The following is a 16,092-nucleotide window of genomic DNA, read 5'->3' as shown; positions in this document are numbered from 1 at the left end:
CGGGAGTCGGCCATGGATGTCACCAATCGGATCGAGCGTGCCCTCACCGAGGCGCTCAGCCAGGCGGATCTGGCAGGATGCCCGCCCCGACTGGCGGCCGCAATGCGCAGCGCGGTGTTCCCGCGCGGTGCCCGGGTTCGGCCCCGACTTTGTCACAGCGTTGCCGCAGCCTGCGGCGACGACAATCCGGCCACCGAAGCCGCCGGTGCCGCCCTCGAATTGATGCATTGCGCCTCGCTGGTGCACGACGATCTGCCCTGTTTCGACGGCGCCGATATCCGCCGCGGCCGTCCCTCGGTGCACAAGGCGTTCGGCGAGCCGCTCGCGGTGCTGACCGGCGACGCGCTGATCGTGCTGGCGTTCCAGGCCATCGCCCGCGTCAATTGCGCGCCGGACCGCTTGCTGAAGCTCACCCAGGTGATCGGCAGCGCCGTCGGAGTGCCGCTCGGCATCGTCGCCGGGCAGGCGTGGGAATGCGAATCCGAAATCAATCTCGCCCATTATCACCGCTCCAAGACCGGTGCATTGTTCGTCGCCGCGACCGCGGCCGGTGCGGCCTCGGCCGGCGCCGATCCCGAGCCGTGGCGGATGGTCGGCGAGAAGATCGGCGAGGCCTATCAGGTCGCCGACGATCTGCGCGACGCCGCCGCCGATGAAGACGAGATCGGCAAGCCGGTCGGCCAGGACGTCGCCCATGATCGCCCGAGCGCGGTGCGCGAAATGGGCATCGATGGCGCGGTGTACCATCTGAAGTCGCTGGTGCGCGGCGCAGTCGAGGCGATGCCGCCGTGCTCCAACGGCAACGAGCTGCGCTCGCTGATCATGTCGGAAGCAACCCGGCTGGTGCCGGCGAAGCTCGCGCAATCCGCGGCGTGATCCGGCAAAGCCCCGGCTTGGCCTCGGCGGCCGGCCGGTGGTAGCAGGAACGATGAACTCCTTGAGCCTGCGTGACCGGCTGCTCGGCTGGCGCGATTCAGTGTTGTCGAACCCTCGGTTTCAGCGCTTCGCCGCGGTGTTTCCGCTGATGCGGCCTGTCGCGCGCCGCCGCGCTGCCGCTATGTTCGATTTGGTCGCCGGCTTCGTCTACTCCCAGATCCTGCTCGCCTGCGTGCAGTTGCGGCTGTTCGACCTGATCGCCGAACGGCCCGCCACCGTCGACGAATTGTCGGTGCGATGCGAACTGCCGCGCGAATCGATGCAGATGCTGCTCGATGCGGCGATCGCGCTGAAGCTGGTGCAGCCGCGCAGCGAAGGCCGCTATGGCCTCGGCCAGCTCGGCGCCGAGCTGTGCGGCAATCGCGGCGTGCTGGCGATGGTCGAGCATCACGCGATGCTGTATCGCGACCTCGCCGATCCGGTCGCGCTGCTGCGCGGCCCGCGCGGCGGCGGCGAACTCGCCGCCTACTGGGCCTATGTCCGCGGCGAGCGGCCGTCCGAGCTGAGCCCGGAGCAGGTCGCCTCCTACACCGGGCTGATGGCGGCGTCGCAGCCGATGATCGCGCGCGAAGTGCTGCACGTCTTCTCCTTCCGCACTCATCGCTGCCTGCTCGACGTCGGCGGCGGCGACGGTTCGTTCCTGTCGGCGGTCGCCGCGCAGACTCCCGAACTGCGCTGCATCCTGTTCGATCTCCCCGCCGTCGCCGCGAAGGCGGCCGAACGCTTCGCAGCCGACGGCCTGGCCGAGCGGGCGACCGCGATCGGCGGCAGCTTCCGCACCGACCCGCTGCCCGAAGGCGCCGATATCATCTCCCTCGTCCGGGTCATCCACGACCACGACGACGAGGTCGTCGCCGCGCTGTTGCGCGCAGTGCACTGCGCTCTGCCCGAGCGGGGAAAACTCCTGATCGCCGAGCCAATCGCCGGCCTCCCTGGCACCGAATCGATCTCGGACGCCTATTTCGCTTTTTATCTGAGGACGATGGGAACCGGTAAAGCCAGGACATTCGGGCGGCTGAAAGCGCTGCTAGAGCGCGCGGGATTCGAGGAAATCGAGCTTCATCCTGTGCCGATGCCGATGGTTGCCTCCGTAATTACCGCAATCAAGTCCTCCAAATGTGTTAATCTGGCTTGACACTGACGTCCGTCAGTTTAGCATGACACTCGGCGGCTAGTGCCTGTCGCCGAGATTTGGAGTGAGCGATGGACACCATCGCGGTCGTACTCAAGCAACCACAACACGTCGAACTCAGTCGCCTGGCCCTCACGGCCCCGACGGCAGATGACGTTGTCGTCGATGTTGCCTGGAGCGGTGTCAGCACCGGTACCGAGCGGCTGTTATGGTCCGGCCGGATGCCGTCGTTCCCCGGAATGGGGTACCCGCTGGTGCCCGGCTACGAGTCCGTGGGCGAAGTGGTCGAGGCCGGATCGGCGACCGATCTGCAGCCCGGCCAGATGGTATTCGTGCCCGGCGCGAAATGTTTCGGCGAAGTTCGCGGCCTGTTCGGCGCCTCGGCCTCGCGTCTCGTCGTCCCCGCCAAGCGCGTCGTGCCGCTGGATCAGCAGCTCGGCGAACGCGGTATCCTGATAGCGCTTGCCGCTACCGCTTATCATGCGATCGCCGCGCGCAACGCAGCGCCGCCGGACTGCATCGTCGGTCACGGCGTCCTCGGGCGGCTGCTGGCGCGGATTTCGATCGCGCTCGGCAACCCGCCCCCGGTGGTGTGGGAGAAAAACCCGATCCGCAGCGGCGGTGCCTTAGGCTACGACGTGATCGATCCCGAGACCGACCAGCGCCGTGATTACAAGAGCATCTACGACGTCAGCGGCGATCCGAAACTGCTCGACTCTTTGATCTGCCGCATCGCCCCGACCGGCGAGATCGTGCTGGCTGGCTTTTATAGCGAGCCGCTGTCGTTCGCGTTCCCGCCGGCCTTCATGCGCGAAGCCCGGATCCGGATCGCGGCGGAATGGCAGCCGGCGGACATCGGCGCAACCAAGGCGCTGATCGATTCCGGCAAGCTCTCGCTCGACGGACTGATCACTCACCATCAGGAAGCGGCCTCCGCCCCTGACGCCTACCGCATCGCCTTCGAAGACCCCGCCTGTCTGAAAATGGTTCTGAACTGGAGATTGCGCTGATGAACGTCGTTCCGCAGATCAACCTGCAAGACGCACAACTCCGGACCGAGGCGTCGATCGAGCCCGACGCCCCGGTGACGACACCCGTCACGAAAGAAACCCAGATTATCGCGATCTACGGCAAGGGCGGTATCGGCAAGAGCTTCACGCTCGCCAACCTGTCCTACATGATGGCGCAGCAGGGCAAGAAAGTGCTGCTGATCGGCTGCGATCCGAAGAGCGACACCACATCTCTGCTGTTCGGCGGCAAAGCCTGCCCGACCATCATCGAGACCTCGTCGAAGAAGAAGCTCGCCGGCGAGGAAGTGAAGATCGGCGACGTCTGCTTCAAGCGCGACGGCGTGTTCGCGATGGAACTCGGCGGCCCCGAAGTCGGCCGCGGCTGCGGCGGACGCGGCATCATTCACGGCTTCGAACTGCTCGAGAAGCTCGGCTTCCACGAGTGGGGCTTCGATTACGTGCTGCTCGACTTCCTCGGCGACGTGGTGTGCGGCGGCTTCGGCCTGCCGATCGCGCGCGACATGTGCCAGAAGGTGATCGTGGTCGCGTCGAACGATCTGCAGTCGCTGTATGTCGCCAACAACGTCTGCTCCGCGGTCGAGTACTTCCGCAAGCTCGGCGGCAATGTCGGCGTCGCCGGCATGGTCATCAACAAGGACGACGGCACCGGCGAGGCGCAGGCCTTCGCGAACGCGGCTGGCATTCCCGTGCTGTCGGCGATCCCGGCCGACGACGACATCCGCAAGAAGAGCGCCAACTACGAGATCATCGGCAAGCCCGATGGCGAGTGGGGCTCGCTGTTCGAGGCGCTGGCGGCGAATGTCGCCACCGCGCCGCCGGTTCGTCCGACCCCGCTTACTCAGGACGGACTGCTCGGGCTTTTCACCAGCGACATCACCGGTCGTGACGTCGTGCTGCTGCCGGCCACGATCGAAGACATGTGCGGTGCCTCGGTGCTGAACAAGCCGTCGCTCGAAGTGATCTACGACGCGGTGTGAGCCACAGCGTGTTCGGGAGTTCGTCATGAACGTCATGCCCCGCTATTCCGGTCCGATCGGCGAGTCGATCGTCAGCGATCCTGCTGAGGTCGATGTCGCGACGGAGGCTGACGGTGCTGCGGCTTCAACCGACAGCACCAAGGCCGCGACCGACAGCGCCGCGCCCGCCATCAACGCAGCGGCGACCAAGGCCGATGGCCTCGGTTGCCATGCCGGGGCAGCGGAGATGAAGGCCGCCGCCGAAAGCGCCGGCAAAAGCGAAATTCTCGAACGCTACGCGCAAGATTATCCGAAGGGGCCGCACGATCAGCCGCAGAGCATGTGCCCGGCGTTCGGCAGTCTGCGCGTCGGCCTGCGGATGCGGCGCACCGCCACCATCCTGTCCGGCTCGGCCTGCTGCGTCTACGGCCTGACATTCACGTCGCATTTCTACGGCGCGCGCCGCACCGTCGGCTACGTCCCGTTCAATTCCGAGACACTGGTGACCGGCAAGCTGTTCGAGGACATCCGCGAAGCCGTGTTCAAGCTCGCCGATCCCGAGCATTACGACACCATCATCATCACCAATCTCTGCGTGCCGACCGCATCCGGCGTGCCGCTCGATCTGCTGCCGAACGAGATCAACGGCGTCCGCATCATCGGCATCGACGTGCCGGGCTTCGGGGTTCCGACCCACGCGGAAGCCAAGGATGTGTTGTCCGCGGCGATGCTGGAATACGCCCGCAAGGAAGCGGAGCAGGGCCCGGTGCAGGCGCCGCGCGGCGGCCGCAGCGAGCGGCCGACCGTGACGCTGCTCGGCGAAATGTTTCCGGCCGATCCGGTCGGCATCAACATGATGCTGGAGCCGCTCGGCCTTGCCGCCGGACCGGTGGTGCCGACCCGCGAATGGCGTGAGCTGTATGCCGCGCTGGACTGCCAGGTCGTTGCCGCCATTCATCCGTTCTACACCGCCTGCATCCGCCAGTTCGATCTCGCCGGCCGCAAGACCGTGGGCTCCGCGCCGGTGGGCCACGACGGCACCGAGGCCTGGCTGGAAGCGATCGGCGCCGCCTGCAACGTGGAACGCGCCAAGATCGACGCCGCCAAGAACCGCTTCCTGCCCGCCATCAAGGCGGCGCTGGCCGCCAAGCCGATCGACGCGCGCATCACCGTCTCGGGCTACGAGGGCTCCGAGCTGCTGGTCGCCCGGCTGCTGATCGAGAGCGGCGCGCGGGTGCCCTATGTCGGCACCGCGGCGCCGCGCACGCAATGGTCGGAGCCGGATCGCGAATGGCTCGAGGCCAAGGGCGTCAGGGTTCAGTACCGGGCTTCGCTGCAGCACGATTATGCGGCGATCGACGAATTCAAGCCGGATCTGGCGATCGGCACCACGCCGGTGGTGCAGAAGGCCAAGACCATGGCGATCCCGGCCTTGTACTTCACCAATCTGATCTCGGCGCGGCCGCTGTTCGGCGTCGCCGGCGCCGGTTCGCTGGCGCAGGTGGTCAATGCCGCGCTCGCCAATCAGGCGCGCTTCGATGAGATGAAGGAATTCTTCGGCGAGGTCGGGCAGGGCTATGCGGCGGGCGTCTGGGAAGACACGCCGAAAGACAACCCGGCGTTCCGCGAGAAATACAGGAAGCAGATCGAAGCCGCAGCCAAGAAGCGCAAGGCGGAGGAGATGATCTGATGCTTGTCCTCGATCATGATCGAGCCGGCGGCTATTGGGGCGCCGTCTATGCCTTCACCGCGGTGAAGGGCCTGCAGGTGATCATCGATGGCCCGGTCGGCTGCGAGAACCTGCCGGTGACCTCGGTGCTGCATTACACCGACGCGCTGCCGCCGCACGAACTGCCGATCGTCGTCACCGGTCTCGGCGAAGACGAACTCGGCAAGCTCGGCACCGAAGGCGCGATGAAGCGCGCGCATCGCACGCTCGACCCGTTCATGCCCGCGGTGGTGGTGACCGGCTCGATCGCCGAGATGATCGGCGGCGGCGTCACGCCCGAAGGCACCGGCATCAAGCGCTTCCTGCCGCGCACCATCGACGAGGACCAGTGGCAGAGCGCCGATCGCGCGATCTCCTGGCTGTGGAAAGAATACGGCCCGAAGAAGATTCCGGAGCGCAAGCCGCTCTCGCCGGACGTCAAGCCGCGGGTCAACATCATCGGCCCGATCTACGGCACCTTCAACATGCCGTCCGACCTCGCGGAGATCCGCCGCCTGATCCAAGGCATCGGCGCCGACGTCAACATGGTGTTTCCGCTCGGAACGCACCTGTCCGACATTCCGAAACTGGTGAATGCCGACGTCAACGTCTGCATGTATCGCGAATTCGGCCGGCTGTTGTGCGAGGCGCTGGAGCGGCCGTATCTGCAGGCACCGATCGGACTGCATTCGACCACGCGCTTCCTGCGCAAGCTCGGCGAACTCACCGGCCTCGATCCGGAGCCGTTCATCGAGCGCGAGAAGAACACCACGATCAAGCCGCTGTGGGATCTGTGGCGCTCGGTGACCCAGGACTTCTTCGGCACCGCGAGCTTCGCGATCGTCGCGACCGATACTTACGCCCGCGGCGTGCAGAATTTTCTCGAAACCGAGATGGGGTTGCCCTGCACCTTCGCTGTGTCGCGCAGGGCCGGCGTCAAGCCGGACAACGACGCGGTCCGCACCGCGATTCGGCAGACGCCGCCGCTGATCATGTTCGGCAGCTACAACGAAAGAATGTATCTGGCCGAATCCGGCTCGCGCGCGATCTACATCCCTGCGTCGTTCCCCGGCGCTGTGATTCGCCGCCACCTCGGTACGCCCTTCATGGGTTACTCGGGAGCGACCTATCTGGTGCAGGAGGTCTGCAACGCGCTGTTCGATGCGCTGTTCAACATCCTGCCGCTCGGCAGCGATCTCGATCGGGTCGATCCGACCCCCGCGCGCCGCCACGAAGAGCTGCTCTGGAGCGACGAAGCCAAGGCGCTGCTCGACGAGGTTCTCGAAGCTCATCCGGTGCTGGTGCGAATCTCCGCAGCGAAGCGCTTGCGCGATGCCGCCGAAAACAGCGCGCGCCGCGCCGGCCAGGAGCGTGTGACTGAAGAATTCGTCTCGAAAGCGCGTGCCGCGCTGATGGACGGGCAGACTGTGTAACGATGATTTGAGCTAGAACAATGCGCATCACAATGTCGCGACCAAATATGCGCAATCCAAGACTGAGGAGATGAACGATGTCCGACTACGTCCACACCGGCAGTCGCTCGAGGTTGCTCCAGGATAACGCCGCGATCGAGTGCCGGTTGATGTTCGGCGGCTGCTACGTCTTGTTCCTGATCCGGGCGATCGTGACGCGGGCGATGCCGTGGCGCAAGCGGTCTGGACAGCACGAATCGGTGTTCGGTGAAGCCCACAACGCCGCGAGCGTGATGGTCACTTCGTCGTTCATGGGAATGTAATTCGAATTTCGTCCGGCTTGCCGGACGGAACACTGCCGTCTCGGAAACGAAACGGTAACTCGCTGTCGTTTCGGAAACGATACGGCAATCGTTGGCCGCCCGCGATCTTGGGCGGCGTGTCGGCCGAAAGGCCATCACTAGGAGGTGTACCAAATGAGTGACGGTTCCATCTCGGGACTTTCCGAAGCGGAAGCCAAGGAATTCCACTCGATCTTCGTGACGAGCTTCTTCCTCTTCATCGTGGTTGCTGTTGTTGCTCACATCCTTGCTTGGATGTGGCGTCCGTGGCTGCCCAAGGCAACCGGCTACGCGATGGACAGCGTTCATCAACTGACTTCGTATCTGTGCTAAGGGGAGACTACTATGTGGCGAATTTGGCTTCTGTTTGATCCGCGTCGCGCGCTGGTCCTGCTGTTCGTGTTTCTGTTCGGCCTGGCCATCATCATCCACTTCATCCTGCTGAGCACCAGCCGGTTCAACTGGCTGGATGGCCCGAAGAAGACGGCTGAGATCTCCCAGACCTACACCAGCATGCCCGTCTAACGGCGTGATGAACTGCTTACCGGAACGGACGGGAAACGGACCCAACTGCCGGGCTCGTCCGCTTCCGGGAAGCGATCAGAACTGGATCACTACGATGGATTATCCCTGGCGCGCTCGCGGAGGAACGATCGATGGCAATGCTCAGCTTTGAGAAAAAATACCGCGTTCGTGGCGGAACGCTAATCGGGGGCGACCTGTTCGATTTTTGGGTTGGCCCGTTTTACGTCGGGTTCTTCGGTGTCGCGACGGTTTTCTGCGCGCTCATGGGAACCGCACTGATTATCTGGAATACGGCGATGGGCCCGACCTGGGTCCTTTGGCAGATCAGCGTCAATCCGCCGGATGTAAAATACGGCCTCGGCTTCGCCCCGCTTACTGAGGGCGGAATCTGGCAATGGGTCACGATCTTCGCAACCGGCGCGTTCGTCGCCTGGGCCCTGCGCGAAGTCGAGATCTGCCGCAAGCTCGGCATCGGCTATCACGTGCCGTTCGCTTTCAGCTTCGCGATCTTCGCATATCTCTCTCTGGTGGTGATCCGCCCGGTTTTGATGGGCTCCTGGAGCTACGGCTTTCCCTACGGCATCTTCACGCATCTCGATTGGGTGTCGAACACGGGCTACGCCTACGGCCAGTTCCACTACAATCCCGCACACATGATCGCGATCACCTTCTTCTTCACGACATGTCTGGCGCTGGCGCTGCATGGCGGCCTTGTTCTGTCGGCCCTCAATCCGGACCGTGGCGAGCCCGTCAAATCGCCCGAGCACGAGAACACCATCTTCCGCGATCTCGTCGGCTATTCGATCGGTACCATCGGTATTCACCGCCTCGGCCTGTTCCTGGCTCTCGCGGCTGTGTTCTTCAGCGCGGTCTGCATGATTATCAGCGGTCCTGTGCTCGCCGAAGGTGGTTCGTGGCCGGATTGGTGGAATTGGTGGCGCACCCTGCCGATCTGGAATTCGTAATTCAACCGGTCACAAGAGAGTCTTGTCATGGCCCAATATCAGAACATCTTCACACAGGTCCAGGTTGAAGGACCTGCCTATGCGGGGGTGCCGCTACGACCCGGCAGCTCCCCCCGTGAGACCAAGACCACCTTCAGCTACTGGCTTGGTAAGCTCGGTGATGCGCAGGTGGGCCCGATTTATCTCGGGTTCACCGGGATCTGCTCGGTGCTGTGCGGCTTCGTTGCGATCGAGATCATCGGTCTCAACATGCTGGCGGCGGTGGACTGGAGCCCGATCGAATTCCTGCGCCAGTTCTGCTGGCTCGCGCTCGAGCCGCCGAAGCCCGAATACGGCCTGTCGATTCCGCCGCTGAAGGAAGGCGGCTGGTGGCTGATGGCCGGCTTCTTCCTGACCGTCTCGATCGTGCTCTGGTGGGTTCGCACCTATCGCCGCGCTCGGGCGCTCGGGATGGGCACCCATGTGTCGTGGGCGTTCGCTTCGGCGATCCTGCTGTACCTCGCCATCGGCTTCATTCAGCCGCTGTTGATGGGCACCTGGAGCGAAGCTCCTCCGTTCGGCGTCTTCCCGCACCTCGACTGGACGAACAACTTCTCGATCAAGTACGGCAACCTCTACTACAACCCCTTCCACTGTCTCTCGATCGCCTTCCTGTATGGCTCGGCCCTGCTGTTCGCGATGCATGGTGCGACCATCCTGGCTGTGAGCCGCTACGGCGGCGAGCGTGAAATCGAGCAGATGCTGGACCGCGGTACCGCACTTGAACGCGCTGCTCTGTTCTGGCGCTGGACGATGGGCTTCAATGCGACGGCCGAATCGATCCATCGCTGGGCTTGGTGGTTCGCCGTGCTCACCCCGTTGACGGGCGCCATCGGCATCATTCTCACCGGTCCGGTTGTGGACAACTGGTTCGACTGGGGTGTGAAGCACGGCCTCGCTCCGCCGCGCTAATCGACCCGACATCCAGACGACAAATCGCGCACGCCTGATTGTGAAGATTCGATCAGGCGTGCGCTGCTACTTTCCGCCCCCCCCAGATAAGTGTCGCCCGAGAGAAGTTTTTCCTGCCGGTAATGACGTTTGCAAAGATGTGCGGTAAAGGAAACCCTTCCCACCCGCGCCTGTCAGGCCAACAACAAGCTCGTCAACAACGACTCGGAACCACGCAGAGGGCTCCGGATCAGTCAAAAGACCCGACTTGATTGGACGCAGACGCCGGAGTGGGGGACGGGTTTTTGCAGGAGGATATTTGCCCTGGTGCAAGTGTTCAAATCTCCGAAGGAGTCGCTGGGGGATCTCGGTGCCCAGTCCGCCGCGAAGCTGATCGCCGCTGCGACCGACGTCGCGCTGGTGGTCGACGCGCAAGGCGTGATCCGGGATGTGGCGTTCAACAAGGACGAGCTGGCGCTCGAACTGGACGGTCAGGGCCGCTGGCTCGGATCCAGGCTGGTCGATATCGTGACCTCGGACACCCAGCCGAAAATTCGCGAATTATTGCTCGACGCCACCGTGCGTGACGCTTCGACTTGGCGTCAGGTCAATCATCCCTCGCCGGGCGGCGACGACGTGCCGGTGCTGTACTCCGCCATTAATTATGGTCGTGACGATCGCCTGCTGGTGGTCGGCCGTGATCTGCGTCAACTCGCGATGATGCAGCAGCGTCTAATCAACGCGCAGCAGTCGATGGAGCGAGACTACATTCGGCTGCGGCACGCTGAAACGCGCTACCGGTTGCTGTTTCAGGTCTCTTCGGAAGCCGTCATGATCGTCGATGCGACCAGCGAAATGATTGTCGACGCCAACCCGGCGACGTTGGCGCTGTTCGACACGACCGCGGCGCAGACGCTGAATTCCGCCGTCGCCGGTCATTTCGGCGGCGCAGACCAGCAGAACGTGCTGAAACTGTTCGGCGAGGTCCGCTCCACCGGGCGGGACGGCCGAGCGAAAGTGCGACTCGCCAGCAGTGGCCGCGAATGTGAATTGGCTGCGTCGTTGTTCAGGCAGGAGAACGCTTCGCTGTTCCTGGTTCGCCTGACCTCGCAATCGGCTATGCCGGAGAGCGGTGCGGCCAAGAACGCGTCACTGCTGCTGAAATACTTCGAATCCGCCGCCGACGCGCTCGCCATTACCCAGTTCGACGGTCGCCTGGTGCGGGCCAATCTCGCCTTCCTGGAAATGGCGCAACTCGGTAGCGCCGAACAGGCGCGCGGCCAATTGCTCGACCGATGGCTCGGCCGCACCGGCGTCGATCTCAGCGTGGCGCTGGCCAACCTGCGGCAGAGCGGCACGATCAAGCTGTTCGCGACCGTGCTGCGGGGCGAATACGGCGCCGCAGCCGAAGTCGAGGTCTCGGCGGTCGCGCTGAACGACATCGAGGACAAGCCTTGCTTCGGCTTCGCGATCCGCAACGTCGAGAAGCGGTTGCCCTCGTCGCCGAGCTCGAAGCGCGAACTTCCGCGCTCGGTGGCCCAGCTCACCGAACTGATCGGCCGGGTTCCGCTGCGCGATCTGGTGCGCGAAACCACCGACGTGATCGAAAAGCTGTCGATCGAGGCGGCGCTGGAACTGACTGGCGACAACCGGGCGTCAGCCGCCGATATGCTCGGCCTCAGCCGTCAAAGCCTGTATGTGAAACTGCGCCGCTACGGCCTTGCTGAACATGCGCCGGAAGGAGAGGCTGCCGATGAATAGTACCCGCGTGCAACGATCATGAGTGAGCCGATGAGCAACGCAGTGGTCGCGCGCCCGGCCCCGGCCGACGTGCTCGAATTGCTCAAGCCGATCACCTGGTTTCCGCCGATGTGGGCGTTCGGCTGCGGCGTGGTGTCGTCCGGAGCGCCGCTATCGGAGCGCTGGCCGCTGGTGATCGCCGGTATCGTCCTGGCCGGTCCGATGCTGTGCGGCATGAGTCAGGCTGTGAATGACTGGTACGATCGCCACGTCGACGCCATCAACGAGCCGAACCGTCCGATTCCATCGGGGCGAATTCCGGGCAACTGGGGTCTCTACATCGCGATCTGCTGGTCGGTGCTGTCGATGCTGCTGGCCGCCGCGCTCGGTCCATGGGTGTTCGCTGCCGCGGCGCTCGGCCTGGTGATGGCTTGGGCCTACAGCATGCCGCCGATCCGGCTGAAGCAGAACGGTTGGCTTGGCAACGCCGCCTGCGGTCTTGCTTACGAGAGTCTGCCATGGTTCACCGGCGCCGCGGTGATGTCGGCTGCGATTCCCGACTGGCGCGTCATCGTCGTCGCGCTGCTGTACGGTCTCGGCGCGCACGGCATCATGACGCTCAACGACTTCAAAGCGATCGACGGCGACAAGAAAATGGGCGTCAATTCGCTGCCGGTGCTGCTCGGCGCCGAGAACGCGGCCCGGCTCGCCTGTGTGGTGATGGCGGTTCCGCAACTCGTCGTCGTCTCGCTGCTGTTCGCGTGGGACCGGCCGTATTTCGCGATCGCCGTCTCCGCGCTGCTCGTGCTGCAGCTCGGCTTCATGGCGCACATGTTGAAAGCCCCGCGCGACCGCGCGCCGTGGTACAATGGCACGGGCGTGTCGAGCTATGTGCTCGGCATGCTGATCAGCGCCTTTGCGCTGTCATCGATCGGAGGGGCGTGATCATGATGCGACCGCTGTCCTGGCTCGGCATTGTCCGAATGGGTCTGGTGCAGACCGGTCTCGGTTCCATCGTGGTCCTCACCACGTCGACCCTGAACCGCGTGATGGTAGTGGAGTTGGCGCTGCCGGCGATGCTGCCGGGGGCGCTGGTCGCGATTCACTACGCGCTGCAGGTGTTTCGCCCGGCCTGGGGCCATGGCTCCGACCGCGGAGCGCGGCGGACGCCGTGGATCATCGGCGGGATGGCGGTTCTGGCGCTCGGCGGCTTCCTCGCCGCGGTCGCGACCGCATGGATGAGCACCCAGCCTTTGTTCGGCGTGGCGCTGGCCATCGTCGCGTTCTGCCTGATCGGCGGCGGCGTCGGCGCCGCCGGAACCTCGCTGCTGGTGCTGCTCGCCAAGCGCACCGACGAGCGCCGACGCGCGGCGGCGGCGACCATCGTCTGGGTGATGATGATCGCGGGCTTCATCGTCACCACCGGCTTCGCTGGCCATCTGCTCGATCCGTTCTCGCCGGCCCGTCTGGTCGCGGTCTCGGGCGGGGTGTCGCTGATCGCGATGCTGCTCACTGTGGTCGGCGTCTGGGGCATCGAAGGCAAGGCCGCCTCGGCGGCGGCGGTGGCAAAGCAGGCGGCCGACAAGGGCTCGTTCCGCGCCGCGTTCAAGGAAGTCTGGGCCGAGCCGCAGGCGCGACGGTTCGCGATCTTCGTGTTCGTGTCGATGCTCGCCTACAGCGCACAGGACCTGATCCTGGAGCCGTTCGCCGGCACGGTGTTCGGCTTTACGCCGGGCGAGACCACCAAGTTGTCGAGCGTACAGCATGGCGGCACGCTGATCGGCATGGCTCTGGTGCCGTTGATCGGCGCGCTGTTTCCCCGCTCGCGCGGCAATTTGCAGATCTGGACCGTCGGCGGTTGCATCGCCTCGGCGATCGCGTTGCTGGGCCTGTCGACCGCCGCAATGGTCGGTCCGTCCTGGCCGCTGCGCGAGACCGTGTTCCTGCTCGGCGTCACCAACGGCGCCTATGCGGTCGCGGCGATCGGCTCGATGATGGAGCTGGTCACCGCCGGTGGCGAGAAGCGCGAAGGCGTCCGCATGGGTTTGTGGGGCGCGGCGCAGGCGATCGCCTTCGGCATCGGTGGATTCGTCGGCACGCTGGCGAGCGACGTTGCGCGCTTCATCCTGACGTCGCCGGCGCTGTCTTATGCTTCGGTGTTCGCTGCCGAAGCCGGGCTGTTCATTGCCTCCGCGGCGATGGCGGTGTGGGTGCATCGCGCCCAGATCCGCTCCGCCAAGAGTGGGGGCCAAGTCGTCGATCTGTCCAATGCTGCAGTTGCGGGAGGTTGAGATGAACGAGAATTCCGCGATCTACGATGTCGTCGTTGTCGGCGGCGGTCCGTCCGGCGCCACTGCGGCCTGCGATCTCGCACGGGCCGGCAAGCGCGTCGTGCTGCTCGACCGCGCCGGTCGCATCAAGCCTTGCGGCGGCGCGATCCCGCCGCGGGCGATCCGCGATTTCGCGATCCCCGACGGCATGCTGGTCGCCAAGATCAATGCCGCGCGGATGATATCGCCGACCGATGTCGAGGTCGACATGCCGATCGACGGCGGCTTCGTCGGCATGGTCGATCGCGAGCATTTCGACGAATGGCTGCGCCAGCGCGCCGCGAGCGTCGGCGCCGAGCGCCGCACCGGCTTGTTCCGGCGCTATACGCGCGACGAGAGCGGCGTCAACATCGTCCACTACGAGGAGCGCCAGCCCGACGGCACCATGCAGGAGCAGACGGTCCGGGCGCGGGCGATCATCGGCGCCGATGGCGCGGTGTCGGGCGTGGCGCGGCAGTTTCTGCCGGACGCCGACCGGGCGCCGTTCGTGTTCGCCTATCACGAGATCATCAAGGCGCCGCAGCCGGGCCAGGCCGCCTACGAGAGCCGGCGCTGCGACGTCTACTATCAGGGCAAGGTCTCGCCGGATTTCTACGGCTGGGTATTCCCCCATGGCGACACCGTCAGCGTCGGCACCGGCTCGATGCACAAGGGCTTCTCGCTGCGCGATTCGGTCGCCGAATTGCGCAAGGCGACCGGGCTCGACGAGGTCGAGACCATCCGCAAGGAAGGCGCTCCGATTCCGCTGCATCCGCTGCCGCGCTGGGACGACGGCCATAGCGTGCTGCTGGCCGGCGACGCCGCCGGCGTGGTCGCGCCCGCTTCCGGCGAGGGGATTTACTACGCACTGGTCGGCGGCCGCCTCGCCGCGGAGGCGGTCGGCGAATTCCTCGAGACTGCCGACGCCAAGGCGCTGAAGCTGGCGCGCAAGCGATTCATGCGTGCGAACGGCTCGGTGTTCCGGATCCTCGGCCTGATGCAGTGGTACTGGTACGCCAGCGATAAGCGTCGCGAGCAATTCGTCAATATCTGCCGTGATCACGACGTCCAGAAGCTGACCTGGGACGCCTACATGAACAAGAAACTGGTCCGTGCCAAGCCGATCGCCCATGTCCGGATTTTCTTCAAGAATCTGGCTCACATGACCGGCCTGGCTTCGGTGTAATCTCTGCAGGTTCGACTTGAATCCGATTTTCGTCGCCTTCGCCGTCGCGATCCTTGTCGGGCTGCTCGGCGGATCTTTGACCGACACGGGTATCTGGTATCAGAGCCTGATCAAGCCGTGGTGGCAGCCGCCGGACTGGGCGTTCGGTCCGGCCTGGACGGTGATCTTTGCGCTCGCCGCGATGTCCGCCGTCCACGCCTGGCGCGGCGCCCGCACCCGGGCGCAGCGCGAATGGGTGGTCGGCGTTTTCGCCGCCAACGGCTTCTTCAATCTGCTGTGGAGCATGCTGTTCTTCACCGTGCAGCGACCGGACTGGGCGCTGCTCGAGGTGCCGCTGCTGTGGCTGTCGGTGCTGGTCGGAATCGTGGTGTTCTGGCGCCGCGCCCGGACTGCGAGCTACTATCTGGTGCCGTATCTGCTCTGGGTCAGCTTCGCGGCCTATCTGAACTGGACCGTGGTGCAACTCAACGCACCGTTCTCCTGATCGTCTGATTACGCGAATAGCCCTGTCTCGCTGGTGTTCTTCATGTCGATGATGTCGGATCTGTTCACGCGCGGCGTTGTCGTCGATGCCGTGCTGATCGTGCTGGTTCTCGAGGCGTTCGTCGTCGTCGGCTATTGGTTGTGGAAGAAGCGGGGCATCGCGCCGGCCGATTTCCTGCCCGGTATGATTTCGGGCGCCCTGATGCTGCTGGCACTGCGCGCCGTGCTCGCCGGGGCGGGGTGGTTGGCGCCGACGCTTTGCCTGATGGCGGCGGGATTGGCCCACCTGATCGACGTCCGCCGACGCTGGCGGAATTGAGCGCCTTCAGGCTGGGCCGCGCGTCGGGTCGACGAACCCGGCACAGGGCAGAAAGCAAAAGCTCCGGTTCTGAGGATCAGAACCAGAGCTTTCGCGTCAGCAGCGACAATTCAGGGAGA

General features: G+C 64.8%; 17 protein-coding genes. All 17 read left to right on the top strand.

Features of this window, described 5'->3' with window-relative positions; genetic code table 11:
* Positions 1 to 12: 12 nt before the first annotated feature.
* The 17 genes from SR870_RS13300 to SR870_RS13220 all read left to right on the top strand — a co-directional run bounded on the left by SR870_RS13300 (position 13) and on the right by SR870_RS13220 (position 15,973).
* Entirely contained in the window at positions 13 to 876 is an 864-nt protein-coding gene (locus tag SR870_RS13300; protein WP_322514031.1) for a polyprenyl synthetase family protein, read from the top strand.
* Positions 877 to 928: 52 nt separating this feature from the next.
* Positions 929 to 2,071: a methyltransferase gene (locus tag SR870_RS13295; protein ID WP_322514030.1), complete on the top strand. Its 1,143-nt coding sequence runs from the start codon at positions 929 to 931 to the stop codon at positions 2,069 to 2,071.
* Between the two features lie 68 nt (positions 2,072 to 2,139).
* Positions 2,140 to 3,078: a chlorophyll synthesis pathway protein BchC gene (bchC, locus tag SR870_RS13290; RefSeq protein WP_322514029.1), complete on the top strand. Its 939-nt coding sequence runs from the start codon at positions 2,140 to 2,142 to the stop codon at positions 3,076 to 3,078.
* Positions 3,078 to 4,076 carry a chlorophyllide a reductase iron protein subunit X gene (locus SR870_RS13285; protein WP_322514028.1) on the top strand — a complete coding sequence of 333 codons (999 nt, stop codon included), beginning with the start codon at positions 3,078 to 3,080 and terminating at the stop codon, positions 4,074 to 4,076. Before bchC ends, SR870_RS13285 begins: the two co-directional genes overlap by 1 nt.
* 25 nt (positions 4,077 to 4,101) lie before the next feature.
* Positions 4,102 to 5,745 (top strand): chlorophyllide a reductase subunit Y, encoded by a 1,644-nt coding sequence (gene bchY / locus SR870_RS13280; RefSeq protein ID WP_322514027.1) that lies wholly within the window; start codon positions 4,102 to 4,104, stop codon positions 5,743 to 5,745.
* On the top strand, positions 5,745 to 7,196 hold the full coding sequence (bchZ, locus tag SR870_RS13275) for a chlorophyllide a reductase subunit Z (RefSeq protein WP_322514026.1): 1,452 nt from the start codon (positions 5,745 to 5,747) through the stop codon (positions 7,194 to 7,196). The genes bchY and bchZ overlap by 1 nt, the downstream gene beginning before the upstream one ends.
* 77 nt (positions 7,197 to 7,273) lie before the next feature.
* A complete protein-coding gene (locus SR870_RS13270; RefSeq protein ID WP_322514025.1) occupies positions 7,274 to 7,498 on the top strand; it encodes a hypothetical protein in 225 nt (74 codons plus the stop codon).
* 153 nt (positions 7,499 to 7,651) lie between these two features.
* Entirely contained in the window at positions 7,652 to 7,849 is a 198-nt protein-coding gene (gene pufB / locus SR870_RS13265) for a light-harvesting antenna LH1, beta subunit (RefSeq protein ID WP_322514024.1), read from the top strand.
* A gap of 12 nt (positions 7,850 to 7,861) precedes the next feature.
* Positions 7,862 to 8,041 carry a light-harvesting antenna LH1, alpha subunit gene (gene pufA, locus SR870_RS13260; protein ID WP_011442873.1) on the top strand — a complete coding sequence of 60 codons (180 nt, stop codon included), beginning with the start codon at positions 7,862 to 7,864 and terminating at the stop codon, positions 8,039 to 8,041.
* Between the two features lie 131 nt (positions 8,042 to 8,172).
* Positions 8,173 to 9,006 (top strand): photosynthetic reaction center subunit L, encoded by an 834-nt coding sequence (pufL, locus tag SR870_RS13255; RefSeq protein WP_322514023.1) that lies wholly within the window; start codon positions 8,173 to 8,175, stop codon positions 9,004 to 9,006.
* A gap of 27 nt (positions 9,007 to 9,033) precedes the next feature.
* Complete coding sequence (pufM, locus tag SR870_RS13250) at positions 9,034 to 9,957, top strand: photosynthetic reaction center subunit M (protein ID WP_322514022.1); 924 nt, start codon at positions 9,034 to 9,036, stop codon at positions 9,955 to 9,957.
* 306 nt (positions 9,958 to 10,263) lie between these two features.
* Complete coding sequence (gene ppsR / locus SR870_RS13245; RefSeq protein WP_322518268.1) at positions 10,264 to 11,697, top strand: transcriptional regulator PpsR; 1,434 nt, start codon at positions 10,264 to 10,266, stop codon at positions 11,695 to 11,697.
* Between the two features lie 30 nt (positions 11,698 to 11,727).
* Positions 11,728 to 12,621: a chlorophyll synthase ChlG gene (chlG, locus tag SR870_RS13240; RefSeq protein ID WP_322514021.1), complete on the top strand. Its 894-nt coding sequence runs from the start codon at positions 11,728 to 11,730 to the stop codon at positions 12,619 to 12,621.
* A gap of 2 nt (positions 12,622 to 12,623) precedes the next feature.
* Entirely contained in the window at positions 12,624 to 13,967 is a 1,344-nt protein-coding gene (locus SR870_RS13235; RefSeq protein WP_322514020.1) for a BCD family MFS transporter, read from the top strand.
* Between the two features lies 1 nt (position 13,968).
* Entirely contained in the window at positions 13,969 to 15,171 is a 1,203-nt protein-coding gene (locus SR870_RS13230; protein ID WP_322514019.1) for a geranylgeranyl diphosphate reductase, read from the top strand.
* Positions 15,172 to 15,187: 16 nt separating this feature from the next.
* Entirely contained in the window at positions 15,188 to 15,655 is a 468-nt protein-coding gene (locus SR870_RS13225; RefSeq protein ID WP_322514018.1) for a TspO/MBR family protein, read from the top strand.
* Positions 15,656 to 15,697: 42 nt separating this feature from the next.
* Positions 15,698 to 15,973, top strand: coding sequence for a hypothetical protein (locus SR870_RS13220; protein ID WP_322514017.1), 276 nt, complete (start codon positions 15,698 to 15,700; stop codon positions 15,971 to 15,973).
* Positions 15,974 to 16,092: the final 119 nt, after the last annotated feature.

Origin of the sequence: Rhodopseudomonas palustris, assembly GCF_034479375.1 — a bacterium.
In the GTDB taxonomy this organism is placed as follows: Bacteria; Pseudomonadota; Alphaproteobacteria; order Rhizobiales; family Xanthobacteraceae; genus Rhodopseudomonas; species Rhodopseudomonas palustris_M.
Note: the sequence above shows the minus strand (reverse complement) of the source record. Positions and strands in the feature narration are given on the sequence as shown.